The 18,472-nt window shown below is 33.4% G+C and carries 16 protein-coding genes and 1 pseudogene; 10 read left to right on the top strand and 7 right to left on the bottom strand.

Features of this window, described 5'->3' with window-relative positions; all coding sequences use genetic code 11:
- Both ACP7AQ_RS15930 and ACP7AQ_RS15925 read left to right on the top strand, forming a co-directional pair.
- Positions 1–111, top strand: a pseudogene (locus ACP7AQ_RS15930) (IS30 family transposase); the annotation flags it as partial.
- A gap of 348 nt (positions 112–459) precedes the next feature.
- A complete protein-coding gene (locus ACP7AQ_RS15925; protein ID WP_426096153.1) occupies positions 460–1,380 on the top strand; it encodes a hypothetical protein in 921 nt (306 codons plus the stop codon).
- A gap of 1 nt (position 1,381) precedes the next feature.
- Here the strand turns inward: ACP7AQ_RS15925 and ACP7AQ_RS15920 are convergent, their stop codons facing one another.
- Positions 1,382–1,720: a tRNA-binding protein gene (locus tag ACP7AQ_RS15920; RefSeq protein WP_426096152.1), complete on the bottom strand. Its 339-nt coding sequence runs from the start codon at positions 1,718–1,720 to the stop codon at positions 1,382–1,384.
- Positions 1,721–1,867: 147 nt separating this feature from the next.
- Between ACP7AQ_RS15920 and ACP7AQ_RS15915 the strand changes: the two genes are divergently transcribed.
- The 3 genes from ACP7AQ_RS15915 (at position 1,868) to ACP7AQ_RS15905 (ending at position 3,791) form a co-directional block, all read left to right on the top strand.
- Positions 1,868–2,266, top strand: a complete 399-nt coding sequence (locus ACP7AQ_RS15915) for an alpha/beta fold hydrolase (RefSeq protein WP_426096151.1) — start codon at positions 1,868–1,870, stop codon at positions 2,264–2,266.
- Between the two features lie 161 nt (positions 2,267–2,427).
- Entirely contained in the window at positions 2,428–2,745 is a 318-nt protein-coding gene (locus ACP7AQ_RS15910; RefSeq protein WP_426096150.1) for an alpha/beta fold hydrolase, read from the top strand.
- Between the two features lie 845 nt (positions 2,746–3,590).
- Positions 3,591–3,791 (top strand): IS3 family transposase, encoded by a 201-nt coding sequence (locus tag ACP7AQ_RS15905; protein ID WP_426096154.1) that lies wholly within the window; start codon positions 3,591–3,593, stop codon positions 3,789–3,791.
- Positions 3,792–3,803: 12 nt separating this feature from the next.
- Here the strand turns inward: ACP7AQ_RS15905 and ACP7AQ_RS15900 are convergent, their stop codons facing one another.
- From ACP7AQ_RS15900 to ACP7AQ_RS15890, 3 genes are all read right to left on the bottom strand, one after another.
- Positions 3,804–4,250 (bottom strand): hypothetical protein, encoded by a 447-nt coding sequence (locus tag ACP7AQ_RS15900; protein ID WP_426096149.1) that lies wholly within the window; start codon positions 4,248–4,250, stop codon positions 3,804–3,806.
- Positions 4,251–5,165: 915 nt separating this feature from the next.
- The gene (gene pepT, locus ACP7AQ_RS15895; protein ID WP_426096148.1) at positions 5,166–6,419 is read right to left on the bottom strand and encodes a peptidase T; all 1,254 of its coding nucleotides are present in this window, start codon (positions 6,417–6,419) and stop codon (positions 5,166–5,168) included.
- A gap of 372 nt (positions 6,420–6,791) precedes the next feature.
- Positions 6,792–7,133: a hypothetical protein gene (locus ACP7AQ_RS15890; protein WP_426096147.1), complete on the bottom strand. Its 342-nt coding sequence runs from the start codon at positions 7,131–7,133 to the stop codon at positions 6,792–6,794.
- Positions 7,134–7,395: 262 nt separating this feature from the next.
- Here ACP7AQ_RS15890 and ACP7AQ_RS15885 point away from each other — a divergent pair, with 262 nt between their 5' ends.
- The 4 genes from ACP7AQ_RS15885 (at position 7,396) to ACP7AQ_RS15870 (ending at position 11,426) form a co-directional block, all read left to right on the top strand.
- Complete coding sequence (locus ACP7AQ_RS15885) at positions 7,396–8,415, top strand: quinone-dependent dihydroorotate dehydrogenase (RefSeq protein ID WP_426096146.1); 1,020 nt, start codon at positions 7,396–7,398, stop codon at positions 8,413–8,415.
- A gap of 97 nt (positions 8,416–8,512) precedes the next feature.
- Positions 8,513–9,376, top strand: coding sequence for a hydroxymethylglutaryl-CoA lyase (locus ACP7AQ_RS15880; RefSeq protein WP_426096145.1), 864 nt, complete (start codon positions 8,513–8,515; stop codon positions 9,374–9,376).
- Positions 9,377–9,483: 107 nt separating this feature from the next.
- A complete protein-coding gene (locus tag ACP7AQ_RS15875) occupies positions 9,484–10,035 on the top strand; it encodes a hypothetical protein (RefSeq protein ID WP_426064551.1) in 552 nt (183 codons plus the stop codon).
- Positions 10,032–11,426 carry a DUF5723 family protein gene (locus ACP7AQ_RS15870; RefSeq protein ID WP_426096144.1) on the top strand — a complete coding sequence of 465 codons (1,395 nt, stop codon included), beginning with the start codon at positions 10,032–10,034 and terminating at the stop codon, positions 11,424–11,426. The genes ACP7AQ_RS15875 and ACP7AQ_RS15870 overlap by 4 nt, the downstream gene beginning before the upstream one ends.
- Positions 11,427–11,433: 7 nt before the next feature.
- On the opposite strand, the gene ACP7AQ_RS15865 is transcribed toward ACP7AQ_RS15870, so the two are convergent.
- Positions 11,434–13,977, bottom strand: a complete 2,544-nt coding sequence (locus ACP7AQ_RS15865; protein WP_426096143.1) for a cation-translocating P-type ATPase — start codon at positions 13,975–13,977, stop codon at positions 11,434–11,436.
- 164 nt (positions 13,978–14,141) lie between these two features.
- On the opposite strand from ACP7AQ_RS15865, the gene guaB reads away from it, so the two are divergent.
- The gene (guaB, locus tag ACP7AQ_RS15860; protein WP_426064554.1) at positions 14,142–15,614 is read left to right on the top strand and encodes an IMP dehydrogenase; all 1,473 of its coding nucleotides are present in this window, start codon (positions 14,142–14,144) and stop codon (positions 15,612–15,614) included.
- A gap of 85 nt (positions 15,615–15,699) precedes the next feature.
- Here guaB and ACP7AQ_RS15855 read toward each other — a convergent pair whose 3' ends face one another.
- Together ACP7AQ_RS15855 and ACP7AQ_RS15850 are read right to left on the bottom strand one after the other, a co-directional pair.
- Positions 15,700–17,589, bottom strand: a complete 1,890-nt coding sequence (locus tag ACP7AQ_RS15855; RefSeq protein ID WP_426096142.1) for a monovalent cation:proton antiporter-2 (CPA2) family protein — start codon at positions 17,587–17,589, stop codon at positions 15,700–15,702.
- A 1-nt stretch (position 17,590) separates the two neighbouring features.
- Positions 17,591–18,196: an NAD(P)H-dependent oxidoreductase gene (locus tag ACP7AQ_RS15850; protein WP_426064556.1), complete on the bottom strand. Its 606-nt coding sequence runs from the start codon at positions 18,194–18,196 to the stop codon at positions 17,591–17,593.
- Between the last annotated feature and the right edge of the window lie 276 nt (positions 18,197–18,472).

Raw genomic sequence — 18,472 nt, 5'->3', positions numbered from 1 at the left:
CCAGAGAGAATTATAGAAATACAAGAGAAATTAAACAATAGACCAAGAAAAAGATTTAATTTTGAAACACCTAATTATATGTTTAATCAAAAAGTTGCATTTATAACTTGAATCCTGCTAATTAAACTACTTACAAATTTTATTATCAAATCAGTGCTCAAATCTTATCGAAAATTATGTAATCTCAATCTTTAAACGGAAGTTAAAAGATTGGTTTCCATATGATTTTAAATGTTATTTTATTAAGTTTATCCTAGTATAAACAAATTTTAAATCCTCAGTTAAAATATTTTTTGTGATCTAACACAGAGCCAAAAAATAATGAGAACTTTTTATAATAGATTTTTTTTTTCTTTATTTCATTTTTTTTTTTAGACATTATCTGAAAATCATTTGAACCTCTGAAAAATTAACTAAAAATAACGTTTAACGAATAGCATTTAAATTTACTGAGGACACATGAAAGAATCCAATTCATTATTTAGTTTTCTATACGCCGCACTTTTATCTGAAAAAACTAAAAAAAGAGCTGAAATTTTCTTTGTATCGTTGGCAATAATAAGTTTTTTATTGCATTTGGCTATTATTGCCTTAGTTTATCTTAAAATTATTTTGATTAATGATTATTCCAAATTATTAAGTAATCCAATATCTGCAATTTATACACCATTCTCATTTATTTTGATTTATGAAGTTTACCTGTTAGTCTATTATTTACCTAAATCAACAACTATCTACATTGGCAAACAATATGAAATTATTACGTTAATTATTATTCGAAGAATATTTAAAGACTTAACCAAATTAGAATTTAACTCTAATTGGTTTGATTTTAAAGCCAATGTAAATTTTACACTTGACATTGTGGCAACAATCGTACTGTTTTTTTTAATATTTATCTTTTACAATCTCAACAAAAAAAATGAAATTAATCAGTCTAAATTGCAGAAAACAAATGATATCAATTCATTCATTAGACTAAAAAATGTTTTCGCTATCGGGCTGATCCCCGTATTTTTGGTACTTTCAATATACAGTTTAGCCCATTGGATTTATGAAAGTTTCTTTTCACTAACGCAAATCGTTGATAAAATTAAAGATATTAATAAAATATTCTTTGCCGATTTTTTTACAATTCTAATTTTAATTGAAGTGCTTTTGCTTTTGTTTTCCTTCTTCCTTTCTGATAAATTTAATAAAGTCATTCGCAATTCAGGCTTTATCATTTCAACAATATTAATAAAACTTTCTTTTGGTACAGAAGGAGTTTTGAATACCATACTTATTGTCGCAGCAGTACTGTTTGGCGTCATAATCTTAGCTATCCACAATAAATATGACACATTAGAAGTAAAAAGTATCAGTAATTTACAGTCTTAAATTATCCAATTCGCAGTCCATTTTGAATTTTATAATCGGGAGCCAGTAAAATTACATCACCGTCTGCTCCAACGGCTCCTAAAATAAGGCATTCACTCATAAATTTCCCGATTTGTTTTTTAGGAAAATTGACTATGGCAACAATTTGCCGGTTGAGCAGCTCCTCTTTTTGATACCGTTTCGTTATTTGTGCGGATGTTTTTCGGATTCCTATTTCAGAACCAAAGTCTATTGTCAATTGATATGCGGGCTTTCTGGCTTCGGGAAAATCATTAACTTCCAAGATTGTCCCCACACGCATTTCTACTCTTTCGAATTCATTCCAGCTAAGATTGTCCATATTTTGCATTTATTCAAATAAAATACTAAATGACAAACGTAGAAAATTATGTAACTAATTAAACTAATTGTAATTTTTTTTTTTTGCTTAATAGTTCTAATTAAACAAAAGATGAATCTAGAATTTATCTTTTAAATAATAAATAGTATGGAAATGGGGCAAATGAATGATCGCGAATTTCACAAAAAAAGTAATAGTGGCATAGACCTTTATTTTGTAACAGCACCAAATGTAAAATTATATGTTAAAGATAATGGGAAAGAAAAACCAGTAATTCTTATTCACGGATGGCCACTATCTAATGAAATGTGGGAATTCCAAATTGATACTTTAGCTCAAAATAATTGTAAAGTAATCGTGTATGACCGCCGTGGTTTTGGTAAATCCTCACAACCTTGGGATGGATACGATTATGAGACTTTGACAGATGATTTGAAGGCTATTATTGAGCAATTAGATATAAAAGAAGCGGCTCTTGCTGGATTTTCAATGGGTGGTGGCGAAGTGGTTCGCTATTTCAGCCGACATGGAGGAAAAGGAATTTAAAAAGCGGTACTTATAGCTTCGGTAACCTCCTTTCAGCTGCAAACAGACTCGAACCCAATTGGGGTTCCGGAAGAAAAATACGATGGGATGGGGAACAAATTAAAGACGACCGAATTATTTTTCTAGATGATTTCGGGAAAAAGTTTTTTGGAATGAGCGTTATGAGTAAAATAATAAGTATTCCTTTATTAGATTATTATAGAATGTTGTGCTCCTTTTCTTTTCCTCGTGCTACTTTAAAATGCGCCATATCATTTTCATCTACTGATTTTCGATCGGAAATGTCAGCTGGAAATGTTACTACTTTAATTATTCATGGTGAAGAGGATAAAACTGTGCCTATCGAAATTGCCTCCGAAATAACTGCAAAATTAGTTCCTGATAATAAATTTATTGTTTCTGAAGGAGCCCCACACGGTCTTTTTTATATCGAAAAAGATAAACTAAACAAGGATTTGATTGAATTTTTAAATTCCTAAGTTTATAACGAATTGAATTTATAGATTAGCATCTCGTCACTTAGGGTTATAAAAAATTCCAAGATTTACTGGATTGCCCCCAAAAAGTTAGATATTATTCTGGTAATTATGTTTCTAATCAAAAAAGTTCAAATGAATTTTACATTTGTAATTATATTAAATTTTAGAAACATTATAGCGGTATTTCTTTGCTCCCAAGAAAAACCAAAGTTATTCGGTAGATTTTAAATTGTAAGAACTAAAAGCCATTTAAAAATACTGATTGTCCCTGAGAGCCGCCAGTGTTAGGTTTAATATAGCTGTTACTAACCCGGTGGGTAGAATTATTTAAAATTAACAACTCCCAAAAGAATTTAAAAATAAACACATAGATTTATAGAAAAAAAGATCTGGATAGCCCAATTCTTTGCTAACAAAGCTGTGTTTTGCTATAATAGAGTGAAACGTCTCGATACAAATTCATAAAAACTATGTTTCTATGCGTTAAAAAAAAAGAAACTTGAATTACACCTAGCGGGTTAATACTAACATTATTGTTAAATGGAGTAAAGATTTTGCTAATTTTGGTTTAGTAGATTTATAATCAAAAACTAGGCGCAAACCAAAACCGATTGATATTACTAAACGAAATAAACGAAAATCGGAAAAACCACTTACAAGCGAATATGAACTTCTTTTAAAGATTAAAGCATTGCGTTGTGGGAACTAATTGGTGAAAAAGTTGCAAGCCTTAATTCAAGCAAAAGAGAAAGCCAGAAAACGCAAGCCTTAATGCAATTAAGGGATAAATTTGATTTGAATTTACTTTTAAATCAAACCAAGATGTTAATTAAAACTTTTTTGGAATACTAAAATCAGAACTGTTTTACATTCAAAAATTTGCAAGTTCAAATAAATTAAAGCGGGAAATTAAACAGTATCTAAACTATTACAATAGCGCAAGAATTAAGTCAAATGTAAACAAAATGAGCCCGATACAATATCGAGCTCACTATTGTCAAAATTTTGGGGGCAGTCCAATTAGATTGGGACTTTTTTTTGGATAAAAAATAATCAAATTATTTTTTTTTCTTTTTATTCTTCTTAACTTTTTTAGATTTTGCTTTGGCTTTTTTAGCTTTAATCTTCGCTTTGACTTTGGCTTTTTTAGCTTTGTCTTTTTTAGCTTTTTTAGCCTTTTTTGCTTTCACTTTTGCTTTTTCTTTCGCATCAGCTTTTTTAGCCTTTTTCTTGTCTTTATCTTTCATCTTTACCGTCTTTTTAGTGTTTTTTTTAGTGTTTTTTTTATCTGGAACAACAGTGGTAGTTTCATCCTCGCCTTCAACCGAAATGGTTGTTGTTTCTTCAATGATTTTAGTTACAATGGTATCATTTTCGGGTTCAATAATTTCAGCATGCTCTTCTACGGGGTTAATTACTTTCGTTCTTTTAGCTCTGACCGGCTTTTGACTTTCAGGTTTTATTGGAGACGGTTGTGTTGTATCCTCTTCTTTTTTTTGTATCATAGTTGATGTTATTTATGTCAGTTTTTATTTTACTTTAAACAATAATTCTTCGAACGTTATTAAATTGTTATTTTATTGTAAGTAAATATAGTGATTTATTTTATTGATCTATGTTAAGGTTTTCTGTAAATTGAACGAAGTGTATGGCAACCAATAAATTTGCAAGCAATGAAACAGATTTGAAGTTTGTCAGGAAAAGGAATTCTAATGCAGTATTTATAAATTATTGAAAAAGTACATGCAAGATTCTCTTTGCTTTTAAATAAAAAAAAGCCCCAACTAGCAATTGACTATTTGGGGCAATTATTTCAGGATGAAAATTCAATCTTATCGGTATATGTCATAAAAGCCAATGTTTTCTAATACCATTGGTGTAATCTTTTCGATTCCGAAACACTTGATTTCTTTTAGTTTTGCACCTTCAATATGCTTCAAGAATTCATTTTATTTGGATGCTGCAAATTTTTGAAAAGCTTTTGCTAATTCTGAAATGGTATCTAATTTTTTTTGAAAAATCTCGGATAAAATTGGTGCTTTCTTTCAGGTTTACTGGTTTTTCCTTGCTTTTCATTTTCAATCGCTACGTTTATATAATACAGTTCTTCTCCTTCATCGATTTCTTCTTTGGATGTAAAACGCCATTTTAGCGATGATTTATTAACTCCTTCTTATTAGTTTGCTAAAAACTGTTTTTTGTTCTAAAGCAAAACACCATTGAAAAACCAAATTGTAAAATAATTTTGGAATCTTCCAATTCCAATTACATTTTTTCAATTCAAGACAGTAACTATTCCGCCCTGTTTGGTAGTTTACACCAATTTAGTTTTGACAATAATTGAATTTAGAAATCTTGATTCTTTTGACCAACGGGTGTTTTTGTCCCAAGTATGAGTTGCTGTTGACGATTTCGATATCTTATTTTTTAGCAGATTCTTGCAGCGCAGTCAGTTCGGCAATTTTCACGATGACTTTAACTGCCTTTTCCATGCTTTCAGCAGGAACATATTCGTATTTTCCGTGAAAATTATGTCCACCGGCAAATATATTGGGGCAAGGCAACCCTTTATAGGACAATTGAGAACCGTCAGTTCCTCCGCGAATAGGTTTAATAAGTGGTTTTATATCCAACTCTTTCATTGCTTTTTCTGCAATATCCACAATATGTTTTACAGGTAGTACCTTTTCTTTCATATTGTAATACTGATCTTTAATTTCAGTAACAACAATGTCCTCGCCAAATTGTTTGGCAAATTTCTTATTGATTTTTCGAGCAATTTTCTCGATTAGTTCTTTACGCTTTTCAAACTTTTTCTTGTTGTGATCGCGAATAATAAGTTCCAAAACGGTTTCTTCTATACTTCCAGTTAAATGATGCACATGGAAAAATCCTTCATACCCTTTTGTTTCCTCAGGAGTTTCTCCCGAAGGCAGTTCATTGATGAAATCATTGGCAATCAACATCGAATTGATCATTTTGCCTTTAGCATAACCTGGATGCACGCTTTTACCTTTGAAAATAATTTTGGCGCCAGCCGCATTGAAATTTTCATACTCCAATTCTCCTACTTGGCTTCCATCCATCGTATACGCATAGTCTGCTCCAAATTTCTCCACATCGAAATGGTGGGCACCACGGCCAATTTCTTCGTCTGGTGTAAAACCAACTCTGATTTTTCCATGTTTGATTTCAGGAGTATTTATTAGCAATTCCATTGCTGTAACAATCTCCGTGATTCCGGCTTTATCATCGGCTCCTAATAAGGTTGTCCCATCAGTGGTGATTAAAGTTTGGCCTTTATATTGCAATAAATCTTTAAAATAGTTAGGCGATAATATAATGTTTTTAGCCACATTTAATACAATGTCTTTTCCATCATAATCTGTGATAATTTGAGGTTTTACATTCGCACCACAAAAATCTGGTGAAGTGTCAAAGTGAGAAATAAATCCAATAGTTGGTACATCATAATCCACGTTACTAGGCAAGGTCGCCATGATATATGATTTGTCATCTATTGTTACATCTTGCATACCAATAGTTTTTAATTCTTCAACCAGTTTATTGGCTAAAACCCATTGTTTTTGTGTGCTTGGAGTAGTTTCTGAGTTCGCATCTGATTCCGTGTCTATAACTACATAGCTGATGAAACGATCTATAATATGTTGCATATTTCTTTGTTTTATGCAAATATAATCATTTTTTTAGGAGCATTTTAAAGTAAATCCACAACTAAATTTTGTTTATCTCAGTTTTTTAGAATTATTAAATCAAGATCTTAAGAAGTTCATTATTTTTAAAATTATTATTTTTTATCAAAAAAAAATATACCCAAAGGTGGTTCAAATTTAGTTTCTGGCTTTATTAAATTTATTTCAACTTTTCAAGATTTTTTTCCAGTTTGTTGATTTTGATTTGTTGCCTACTGATTAATATATTTTCCTTTTCACTTTAAGTATAACTTAGTATTCATTTTGATTTTTTATCTTCTAATTTTTCCTTAGTTAGAATTAAGTCTTTTTCAGTATCAGCTACATTATCTTTTATTGTTCGGGCTGATTTTTCGCTGGATATAATTTTACTTTGTTGTTTGTCGAAGTTGCTTTTTTCTTTTTCAAACTCTTTTTTTTCTTTTTTTTTTTCTTGGCTTCTTCTAGTGCTTTTTTCTCCGATTTGAGTTGACTATTTAAAGATTTTGCTTCTTTTTTAAGTTTAGGATTACCTATGCTTGGTGTTGCAGCAGCTTTTACAGTGTCATTTATAGTTGCTTCTGCAGAGACAGTAGTTTTTGTAGCGACTTTTATAGTGTCATTTTTTGCAGTTTGTGCAAAAAAAAATTGAACTATAAAAAAAAAGAAAATTGGTGTAATTATTTTTATTTTCATCGGACTAAATATTAAATTTAAAAAATGGAGTGTGTTTTTAATGCATTTCCACGATAATTTAAGTCATTTCCTTCATAATTGTGCCCTTATTAAAGAAATAGATGAAAAAGGTTCTCCTTTGACTTTTTCTTTTTTGGCGACAGCCAAATGAAATTTAATGATATCCACTTTTTTAGTAGTAAAAATGATTTGGTAAATTATTTTCCAAATATTTATTTATCGGTAAGATAATTCTATTTTTGCACAACACAACAATATATATATGTACAAATTACTCTTGCGTCCCATACTTTTTTTATTTGATCCTGAAGAAGTTCATTATTTCACTTTTTCATTGATTAGGTTTTTGTCTAAAATTCCGGGATTTTCTTCTCTTTTTAAATTGCTTTACGAAGTCAATGATCCCAGATTAGAAACCGAAGTCTTTGGATTGAAGTTTAAAAATCCGGTAGGACTTGCCGCCGGTTTTGATAAAGACGCCAAGTTGTTTAAAGAATTGTCCAATTTTGGTTTCGGTTTTATCGAAATAGGTACGCTTACGCCAAAAGGTCAGGAAGGAAATCCTAAAAAACGATTGTTTCGTTTGAAAGAGGATAGCGCCATCATCAACAGAATGGGGTTCAATAACGGCGGTGTACATGAAGCGGTGGAACGATTAAAAGAGAATAAAGATGTCCTGATTGGCGGAAATATCGGAAAAAACAAATTGACACCAAACGAAGAAGCGACTTCTGATTATGAAATATGTTTTGACGCTTTGTATGATTACGTCGATTATTTTGTGGTCAATGTAAGTTCACCAAACACGCCAAACCTGCGTGCTTTGCAAGATAAAGAGCCATTGACGCAACTTTTGCAAACGCTACAAAATAAGAATTTAGCTAGGCCAAAACAAAAGCCAATTTTATTAAAAATCGCTCCTGATTTAACAGATGAGCAATTGCTGGATATTATTGATATCGTAAAAGAAACTAAAATTGCGGGAGTTATTGCTACCAATACCACGATTTTGCGTGAAGGTTTACAATCTGAAAACAAAACTGAAATGGGCGGATTATCAGGGAAACCATTGGAAAAACGTTCAACAGAAGTAATTCGGTTTTTGTCTCAAAAAAGTAATAAAGCCTTTCCCATTATTGGAGTAGGAGGAATTCATTCTGCAGAAGATGCGATAGAAAAACTCGATGCCGGGGCAAGTTTAGTGCAATTGTATACCGGTTTTATTTATGAAGGACCAGCATTGGTGAAAGCTATAAACAAAAAGATTTTAGAAAGATTGTAGCTTTTAAACATTAGTGAAACTCATAAATGGTATCATTTTTTTGAAATTTATAATCAGAATTTAAAATTTATAATAGTTTTTCTATCTTTGGCTACCTATGGAACCAATAAAAATTATAGAATGTCCACGCGATGCCATGCAAGGTATCAAACCATTTATTCCTACGGAAAGAAAAGTAGCTTACATTCAATCATTATTGCGTGTAGGTTTTGACAGTATTGATTTTGGAAGTTTTGTTTCCCCCAAAGCAATTCCGCAAATGCAGGATACAGTCGAAGTTTTGGCACGACTTGATTTGTCTCAAACCCGAAGCAAACTTCTGGCTATTATTGCAAATATACAAGGCGCTACAATGGCAGCTGTTCATCCTGAAATACGTTATTTAGGTTTTCCATTTTCTATTTCTGAGAATTTCCAAATGCGGAATACCCACAAAACCATAGCCGAATCATTAATTACTCTACAGGAAATTCTTGAAATTGCCGATAAAAGCAATAAAGAAGTAGTGGCATATTTATCAATGGGTTTTGGAAATCCATACGGCGATCCTTGGAGCGTTGAAATAGTAGGTGAGTGGACTGAAAAATTAGCTTTAATGGGAGTGAAAATTTTATCACTTTCTGATACGGTTGGAAGTTCTACTCCTGATGTAATCTCATATTTGTTTTCGAATTTAATTCCAAAATATCCCAAAATAGAATTTGGTGCGCACCTTCACACGACACCTGATAAATGGTTTGAGAAAATTGATTCCGCTTACAAAGCGGGTTGTCGCCGTTTTGATGGTGCCATTCAAGGTTTTGGAGGCTGTCCAATGGCAACTGATAATTTAACGGGTAACATGCCTACGGAGAAATTATTGTCGTATTTTACAGCACAAAAAGAATCTACAAATATGAGTCCGATGAGTTTTGAAAGTGCTTATAATGATACGTCTACGTTATTTGGGGAGTTTCACTAGAAATAAATTAAAAAATTATTGTTGAACTCCTCACTTTTTAAATAATAAGTTTAGTATTGATGCGTTGAGTATAAGATTCACGAAAACTGCCTTTAACTTATAAATTCATGAAATTACCTGTTTCAAATAGCGTTTTTTGCCTATTCTTACTGCTGTTACTTTCTTTTTCATGCACGAGTGATTTAGACTACGATCAGGCAAATAATATAAAACTGGAGCCTATTTTTATAGCTAATTTGGCCTATTTTGATGTTCCTGCAAATGAATTTGTCACGAATGGAGTGGAACAATCAGTGATTTTTGACGTGCCAACTGTGGATATTTTCAATGATGGATTTTTTAGGAAAAGTTTAAAAAAAGTGGAATTTTTCTTCGAAATGGAAAATACCATAAATAGAACCTATGTTGTAAACTTGGTATTTTTGGACAGAACTAATCAAGTCGTTCATACTACCAATTTTACTTTTCCGGCTTACACGGGTGCAAAGAATAAAGTGACCAAGACTGAAATATTCGAAAATACCCAACTTGACTTATTAAAAAGAACGACAAAAATTGCTTTCACATTACGAATGTTGCCGGGTGCTCCATTGAATGAGAATAGTTCAGGTAGATTAATATTGCGTTCAAGTGTAACCGCTTATTTAGTAGTAGAATGAGAAAAATAATTTTGATTTTTGTTCTATTGCTGACAATAAATTGCTTTTCACAAAACAAACAAATTTTATATAATTTTACTTCGGTACCACAGTCTTTGTTGACTAACCCTGGTTCGGATTTCAAATACAATTGGTATTTTGGAGTTCCTTTATTGTCTGGAATTTCGGCAAATGTAGGTTCAAGCGGGTTTTCGGCCTATGATTTATTTGCGGATAATAGAGTCGATTTTAATGTGAAATTACGCAACGCAGTATTCTCCACAACCCGGAAAGACAGAGTAGCGATCAACGAACAAATAGAAATTTTTAATGGAGGTTTTAAAATTACGGGAGAACAAAGTGATTCCTATATTTCGTTTGGAATGTATCAGGAATTTGATCTGTTGAGTTATGTCCCTAAAGATATTGCCGTTTTAGCTTTAGACGGAAACAAAGACTATCTGGGTAAAGTTTTTAATTTAGGCGATTTGAGTGTCAAAGCAGAAATGCTATCCGTATTTCACCTCGGATTTCATAAAAATATCAACGAAAAGCTTATTTTAGGAGTACGCGGAAAAATTTACTCCAGTATTTACAATGTTAATTCTACGAATAACTCCGGTTACATCTACACTATTCCTTCAGATACAGGAATTTATGAGCAGATGATTTATTCGCAATTACAGCTCAATACATCTGGAATTGCTCAATATGATGATAAAGATTATAATCCAAATGTGGTCAAAGACATTACTAAAAGAGCTCTCTTAGGAGGTAATTTAGGTTTGGGATTTGATGCCGGTTTTACCTATTATCCAAAGAAAAACATACAACTTACCGCCAGTGTTATCGACGTAGGTTTCATTAAACACAGCAAAGAAGTTGAAAGCTTAACCTACAAAGGCACTTACAGATATGAAGGTGTAATTCCAAATTTCAGTTCCGGTAATTCAGCAGGAAACGGATACCAGGAATTCAATGATGCTATTCCTTTGGATACGTTGTATGCAGATTACACGACTTTTCGCTCGGCAAAGTTCAATACTTCGGTTCAGTATTCATTTGATGAAGAACGCTCTGAAGATTGCAATTGCCTCAATTATGATCCTGAAACTACTTATAAAAGTGCGGTTGGTGCACAGTTATTTGTGATGTCTACGCCACGAACGCCATTAGTCGCTTTTACCACATATTACCAAAGAAAAATATTCAAGGCATTGCAAATGAAAGCCACTTACACGCTAGATTCATATTCGTATAAGAACATAGGGTTGGGATTATCCAGTGCTTTTGGACCTATGAATTTCTATGTTCTTGCCGATAATCTTTTAGAATATAGAGATTTAACTAAAGCAAATAGTCTTTCTTTCCAACTCGGGCTGAATGTTGTTTTTAAGAATAGTAAAAAATAAATTGGTTTTAAAATTGGACTTTTCTTCGTTTAAATATTTTGTAAATTTCTATCCAAAGTACCGAAACAATACCTACTAAAATACTTAACCCTATTTGGAGTCCTGAAACTCTTTCGAATTCAAAAAAACTTGCAAATAAAGGTACAAACAATAATGAAGCTGTAATAAGAATGGTTACGCTAATGATAATCAGTACCAAATTGTTTTTGTATTTTAATGTTGTAAATATCGAGTAATAAAAGGAACGATTGATTAGCGTCAGAAAAATATTAGATGAAATTAACGTCAGAAAAACTACTGTTCTCGTTGCGCTTTCCGAACAATTTGTAGCCACACAATATTGGTAGACAAACAAGAGTCCCAATGTGATTACAAGTCCCTGAACGATACTGATGGTGATTTCTTTAAGTTTGAAAAAAGTATTGGTAAAAGGTCTGGGTTGTAATAGCATTAGGTTGCGTTCCATAGGTTCATTTTCATAAATTATGGAACAGGTTGGTCCCATGATAATCTCCAAAAAGATGACATGAACCGGGGAAAAAATATTGGGGTAAATCCAGCCCAATGCCAAAGGAATAAAGACAATCATAATGATTGGAATGTGGATGGAAATAATGTATTGTATGGCTTTTTTCAGATTATTATATATTTTTCTGCCCATGGCAATAGCGTCAATCATTTTAGCAAAATCATCGTCAATGAGAATTAGATTAGCAGCATCTTTGGCAATTTCGGTCCCCTTTTTTCCCATGGCAATTCCAATGTGGGCTGATTTTAACGCGGGTCCGTCATTGACTCCGTCGCCCGTCATAGCTACGATTTGATTGTTGTCTTTTAATGCTGCTATAATCTTAAGTTTGGCTTCCGGAAACATCCTCGTAAAAATAGACGTCTCCATTACTTTTTTTCGAAGTGTCGCATCGTCCATAGCCATTAAGTCGTCTCCATTTAGCGTTTTATCTGCATTTTTGAAACCAATTTGTTTGGCAATTGTTGCGGTTGTTTCAGCATTGTCGCCCGTTACTATCTTGACTTGAATACCGGCTTTGTAAAAGGCTTCGAATACTGCTTTTATATTTGCTTTTGGGGGATCATAAAACGCAACTAATCCTTTAAACGCAAAAGAAAAATCCTGTTGTTTTTTAGGATAATCAGTGCCTGAAAATTCAGCAAGACCTACACCCAATACCCGATATCCTTGCAAAGCCATTTTGGTCATCGCGGATAAAATTTGTTGTTTTTCGTTTTCGGATACTTTTGAAGTCGAAATCAATGCTTCTGGAGCCCCTTTGGCAGCAATAATTCTCGATCCATTTTGATTTTCAAAAACATGGGTCATCATTGGAGGTTTTCCATCCAATGGATATTCGTGAACCAATTTGAAATTAGGGCGTTCATCAGCTATTTCTAACTTCGCATACGCTTCGTGCAATGCAATTTCCATTGCGTCAAACGGTATTGGCTCGCTGGCCCACATGGCAAGACTCAGTAATTCGAGATCGTGCTCATTATTATTATTATTATTATTATTATTATTATTATTATTGGTTTCATCAGTGTTACTTCCTTTAGTACTATCATCAGACAACGTGTACCATTGCGCCAGACTCATTTTGTTCTCCGTGATTGTTCCCGTTTTGTCCGTACAAATTACGTTTGCGCTTCCTAAGGTTTCGACCGTTTTTGTCTGTTTTACGATAATTCCCATTTTCATTAATCGCCAAGAACCCAACGCCATGAACGTGGTAAAAGCCACCGGAATTTCCTCAGGAATGATGCTCATGGCCAAGGTCAGCGCTTTCAGCAGACTGTCTAAAACATTATTTGAATTGTAATAATTGATAACCCATACAAAAACAAAAATCACTAAACCAACAAGCGACATTTTTTTGACAAAATTCCCCATTTGGATTTGCAACGGTGTTTTTTCTTCAACAATTGTCTCCAGGCTTTTGCCTATTTTTCCCAATTTTGTTTCGTTTCCAATAGCGGTTACTTCGCAAATTGCCAAACCACCAGTTACAATAGTCCCAAGAAAAACAGTATTGTTTTCGGCAGTCTCATTTTTAAAAACTGCCATCGATTCCCCTGTAAGAATAGACTCATTTACGGAAAAATCATTGGATTGAAGAATGATACCATCGGCAGGAATAAAGGTGCCTTCTTCTGTTTGAATGAGGTCACCAACAACAATTTCCTCGCTTAAAATTTCAATAATTTCTCCATTGCGAATGACTTTACTTTTGGGTTGCGATAGTTTTTTTAACGCTTCAATTGCTGTTCTGCTTTTGGATTCTTGATAGAGTGAAATAGTAGAAACCAAAACAATTGCTACAATCATGAAAATTCCGTTTCCATAATCGCCGGTAATAAAATAAATACCAGTTGCAGTTAGCAATAATAGGAACATAGGTTCCAATACCATTTCGGATAGGGATTTTAAAAACTGATTTTTTTCCTGATTCACTATTGAATTCGGACCAAATTTCGTTCTCGAAAGCAAAACGGCCTCATTTGAAAGTCCTTTTAATTCTTGTTGAGTTTTTGTCATAGCAAAATAAATTAATTGGATTTTCTGGATTGGAAACTAAGGCGTATTTTGGAATAAAAGAATTGACTTCATACTGCAATTTAATTAATTATTGTAAAATTATAGCGATTTTTTGCTTAAGATTATCTATATTTGCACGCAATTAAACTCCAACTACAATTGCAATGATCGCACACAACTCTAAGATTATCGGTGAAGGATTAACTTACGATGATGTTCTATTAGTTCCCAATTACTCAAATGTGCTTCCTCGCGAAGTGAGTATTCAGTCCAAATTTTCAAGAAATATAACGCTAAATGTTCCTATTGTATCCGCTGCTATGGATACCGTTACCGAAAGTGCTATGGCAATTGCTATGGCTCAAGAAGGAGGAATAGGCGTTTTGCATAAAAATATGACTATCGAGCAACAAGCTGCGAAAGTTAGAAAAGTAAAACGTGCAGAATCCGGAATGATTATCGATCCGGTTACTTTGCCATTAACTTCGACAGTTGCCGATGCCAAAAATGCAATGAAAGAATATGGTATTGGCGGTATTCCAATTGTGGATGAAAATAAAATTCTAAAAGGAATTGTTACCAACCGTGATTTGCGTTTCGAAAAAAATAGTGCCAGACCTATCGTTGAGGTCATGACTACTGAAAACTTAGTTACCGTTGCGGAAGGAACTTCTCTGGAACAAGCAGAAGTAGTTTTGCAAGGGCATAAAATAGAAAAATTACCTGTTGTAAACGAGAAATATGAGTTGGTTGGATTAATTACCTTTAGAGATATCACTAAATTAACCCAAAAACCGATTGCCAACAAAGATGTTTACGGTCGTTTGCGAGTTGCTGCGGCGATTGGTGTAACAGGTGACGCGGTTCAAAGAGCCGAGGCATTGGTGAACGCTGGTGTTGATGCAATTATTATTGATACTGCTCACGGTCATACGCAAGGTGTTGTCAATGTATTGAAAGAAGTAAAAAGTAAATTCCCTCAAATTGATGTTATTGTAGGAAATATTGCGACTCCTGAAGCAGCTAAATTTTTAGTTGAAAATGGAGCTGATGGTGTGAAAGTAGGTATAGGTCCAGGTTCTATTTGCACTACTCGTATTGTTGCCGGTGTTGGTTTTCCTCAGTTTTCTGCTGTCCTTGAAGTGGCTGCTGCTATCAAAGGAAGTGGAGTTCCCGTAATTGCTGATGGTGGAATTCGCTATACGGGTGATATTCCTAAAGCGATCGCTGCAGGTGCTGATTGTGTGATGTTAGGTTCATTATTAGCCGGAACTATGGAATCTCCGGGTGAAACTATTATTTTTGAAGGAAGAAAATTCAAGTCTTACCGTGGAATGGGTTCTGTTGAAGCGATGCAGGAAGGTTCAAAAGACCGTTATTTTCAAGATGTTGAAGATGATGTAAAAAAACTGGTTCCGGAAGGAATTGTCGGACGTGTTCCTTACAAAGGAGAATTGAACGAAAGCATGCAACAATTCATCGGTGGTCTTCGTGCCGGAATGGGATATTGTGGTTCAAAAGATGTTCCAACTTTACAGGAAACAGGACGTTTTGTTCGCATAACTGCCAGCGGAATTAACGAAAGTCATCCGCATAACGTTACGATTACGAAAGAAGCTCCAAATTATTCAAGATAATATTTAGTTTTTTAAAACAATAAAAAAAGGCATTTTTAATTCCGCTAACGGTTTTAAATATGCCTTTTCTCTTTATTTAAAACTTTTAATCTGCAGATTCAGATAAGTTTTTCTTCAGATGCTCGCTGTCCCAACTGTGATTAGTTGCAGCCACTTGGGAATAAATATCGCTCTTTAGCAGTTGTTCCTGCAGTTCGATTTCTTCTTTTACGGTTATCATGTAGGCCATTTTATCATGACGTTTTTCAGCTAATTTTCGGGTGGTAATTTCATCATATTTTATAAATTGCTGTCCTTGTCTGGTCGCGGTATATTTTCGATGGCCCAATTCTACTAACGCATCAACCCCCATATTTACCGCGCTATATAACGTTTCTCGATAAATATTTTCGACTTTATGATCAATTAATTCATAAGCATCATTCCGGTTTCGGGCACGGGTTAAGATTTTTAAATGTGGAAAATGTTTTTTTAAGGTTTCAATCACTTTTAAATTTACCGAAGGATTATCGATGGCAGCAATAAATAACTTTGCGTTCTCACAACCGGCGGCTTTCAATAATTCTAATCGTGTAGCATCTCCATAATACACTTTGAATCCCAATTTTCGCAGAACATCAATTCGATCGGAATCATAATCCAGAATAGTTGATTTTACCTTATTCGCTTTTAATAAACGCCCAACTGTACTTCCAAAATGACCAAAACCAGCAATAATTACGGGATTGTCTTCGTCAATAAAATCGTTATCTTTCTTAATTTCATTTGCTTTTTCTTTAGATCTTGAATTGGGATAAATTAATCGCTCATTTATTAATAACAAAAAAGGAGTTGCAACCATACTCATCGCAATGACAGCCATGATTTGGTTCGCCAAAACATTTGGAATAATATACAGTTGCATGCAAAAACTCATAATCACAAAACCAAATTCTCCTGCCTGACTTAAGCCAAAAGCGAATAACAAATTTTGATCGGTATTTTTTTTATGAAACCTACTGATTACAAATAAAACAACAAATTTTACAAAGGTCAGGATGGCTCCAAAAGCAAAAATGAAAAGTGGATTTTCGATAATTAATTTGAAGTTTATTGAAGCGCCAACCCCAAGAAAAAACAGGCCTAACAGCAATCCTTTGAAAGGTGCGATATCGCCTTCTAATTCATGACGAAACTCAGAGTTTGCCAATACGACTCCCGCCATAAAAGCGCCAAGAGCAGGACTTAAACCTACTAATTGCATCGAATAAGAAACACCAACAACCAGTAACAATGCTGAAGCAGTAAACAATTCCTGCAATCGGGTTTTTGCAATGATGTGTAATAGGGGAACAAATAGAAAACGTCCTGCAAAATAAATTGTCGAAATACTTCCTAGTACAATTAACGTTTGTAACCAACTAGAAAAACCATTAATCAGGGATTGTGGTGCATCATTTGCTGCCTCAAGATTTACTGTTGATAGAAGCGGCAGAAAAGCTAAAATTGGGATAACCGCAATATCCTGAAAAAGTAAAACTGCAAATGAGGAACGTCCCACAGAGGTATTTGACAATCCCTTTTCTTTTAAGGTTTGCAATACAATAGCTGTGGAAGATAATGCCAGTGCCAGTGAAATGGCCAACGTGGTTTCCCATTTCCAGTCCATAAAGAAAAAACATCCCACAAATAGAAGTAGAGTAGTCCCTATTAATTGTGCAGAACCCATCCCGAGAATGAATTTTCGCATTTTCCAAAACTTGCTGGGCTCCAATTCTAATCCAATTAGAAAAAGCATCATCACTACACCAAATTCAGCAAAATGCATAATATCTTGGCCTTCCTTACCAATAAAACCAAGTACGTAAGGACCAATTACAATTCCCGCTAGTAAATAGCCTAAAATTGAACTTAGCCCTAATTTTTTAGCAATAGGAACGCAGATTACAGCTGCTGACAAATAAATAATTGCTTGTAATAAAAAATTGGTATCCATCTTATATTTTTATTGTAGCAAACCATTCATTCAAATAATGGTACTGCAAAATTTCGTCGTTATCCAAATTATTATTTTCTAAATAATCTAGAAAATAACCGTAAATGATCCCATTTTTTTCATAATCTTCATTAGTCATATTGTGGGTTCCATGCACTACAAATGGGGGCAAGTAAATCATATTACACACTTTTGCAGTTTGGTTAAAGGGTTCTAACAAATCAAGAACAGTATAGCGGTCAATTCCGGTTTCACTGTAGTTTTCTTTATTTCCACCGGTTGTAATCACCTGAAAAATAATCTTATCCTGCAATGCATTCCCTTTTTTTCCATACGCCCAATTGTGTTCTAAGACCATATCAATCCATTGTTTCATCAAAGGCGGGCAACTGTACCAATAAAAAGGATGATGCCAAATAATAATGTCATGTTGACTTAACAATACTTGTTCCTTTTTTACATCAATATCAAAATCAGGATATTCCTCATATAAATCATGAAAAGTAATGTTTTCCGATTTTGGAATATTTTTCACCAAAGCTTTATTCGCATGTGATTTTTCGAATAGCGGATGGGAAAATAGGATTAAGATTTTATTTTTCGACATGAAATTTATTTTTGCTTTTTAATTCAAGAGATTTAATTAGGCTATATCGTTGATTTACAGTAGTTTTTACTGTTTTTAAAACGTGTTGAAAGATATAAAATATTGCTCAATTTTTGAAGATATAAAAAGATTCAAAAAGCTTTTTTTGTTTTCAAAATGTCCGGTCCTGAAATAACGATACACAAAAAGTATCCTAATGGAAAAACATGAAGAAACACGCTATGTGAAGCGAACTCAAAAAGATTACTCGATGTCTTTTAAATTACAAATTGTTAA

It is taken from the genome of Flavobacterium sp. DSR2-3-3 (assembly GCF_049896585.1).
Classification (GTDB): domain Bacteria; phylum Bacteroidota; class Bacteroidia; order Flavobacteriales; family Flavobacteriaceae; genus Flavobacterium.
Note: the sequence above shows the minus strand (reverse complement) of the source record. Positions and strands in the feature narration are given on the sequence as shown.

Bases quoted from the DNA above. Each gene is read 5' to 3' on its own strand.
- ACP7AQ_RS15925 (WP_426096153.1), top strand. From the start codon at position 460: ATGAAAGAATCCAATTCATTATTTAGTTTTCTATACGCCGCACTTTTA.
- ACP7AQ_RS15920 (WP_426096152.1), bottom strand. From the start codon at position 1,720: ATGGACAATCTTAGCTGGAATGAATTCGAAAGAGTAGAAATGCGTGTG.
- ACP7AQ_RS15915 (WP_426096151.1), top strand. From the start codon at position 1,868: ATGGAAATGGGGCAAATGAATGATCGCGAATTTCACAAAAAAAGTAAT.
- ACP7AQ_RS15910 (WP_426096150.1), top strand. From the start codon at position 2,428: ATGAGTAAAATAATAAGTATTCCTTTATTAGATTATTATAGAATGTTG.
- ACP7AQ_RS15900 (WP_426096149.1), bottom strand. From the start codon at position 4,250: ATGATACAAAAAAAAGAAGAGGATACAACACAACCGTCTCCAATAAAA.
- pepT (WP_426096148.1), bottom strand. From the start codon at position 6,419: ATGCAACATATTATAGATCGTTTCATCAGCTATGTAGTTATAGACACG.
- ACP7AQ_RS15890 (WP_426096147.1), bottom strand. From the start codon at position 7,133: ATGAAAATAAAAATAATTACACCAATTTTCTTTTTTTTTATAGTTCAA.
- ACP7AQ_RS15885 (WP_426096146.1), top strand. From the start codon at position 7,396: ATGTACAAATTACTCTTGCGTCCCATACTTTTTTTATTTGATCCTGAA.
- ACP7AQ_RS15880 (WP_426096145.1), top strand. From the start codon at position 8,513: ATGGAACCAATAAAAATTATAGAATGTCCACGCGATGCCATGCAAGGT.
- ACP7AQ_RS15875 (WP_426064551.1), top strand. From the start codon at position 9,484: ATGAAATTACCTGTTTCAAATAGCGTTTTTTGCCTATTCTTACTGCTG.
- ACP7AQ_RS15870 (WP_426096144.1), top strand. From the start codon at position 10,032: ATGAGAAAAATAATTTTGATTTTTGTTCTATTGCTGACAATAAATTGC.
- ACP7AQ_RS15865 (WP_426096143.1), bottom strand. From the start codon at position 13,977: ATGACAAAAACTCAACAAGAATTAAAAGGACTTTCAAATGAGGCCGTT.
- guaB (WP_426064554.1), top strand. From the start codon at position 14,142: ATGATCGCACACAACTCTAAGATTATCGGTGAAGGATTAACTTACGAT.
- ACP7AQ_RS15855 (WP_426096142.1), bottom strand. From the start codon at position 17,589: ATGGATACCAATTTTTTATTACAAGCAATTATTTATTTGTCAGCAGCT.
- ACP7AQ_RS15850 (WP_426064556.1), bottom strand. From the start codon at position 18,196: ATGTCGAAAAATAAAATCTTAATCCTATTTTCCCATCCGCTATTCGAA.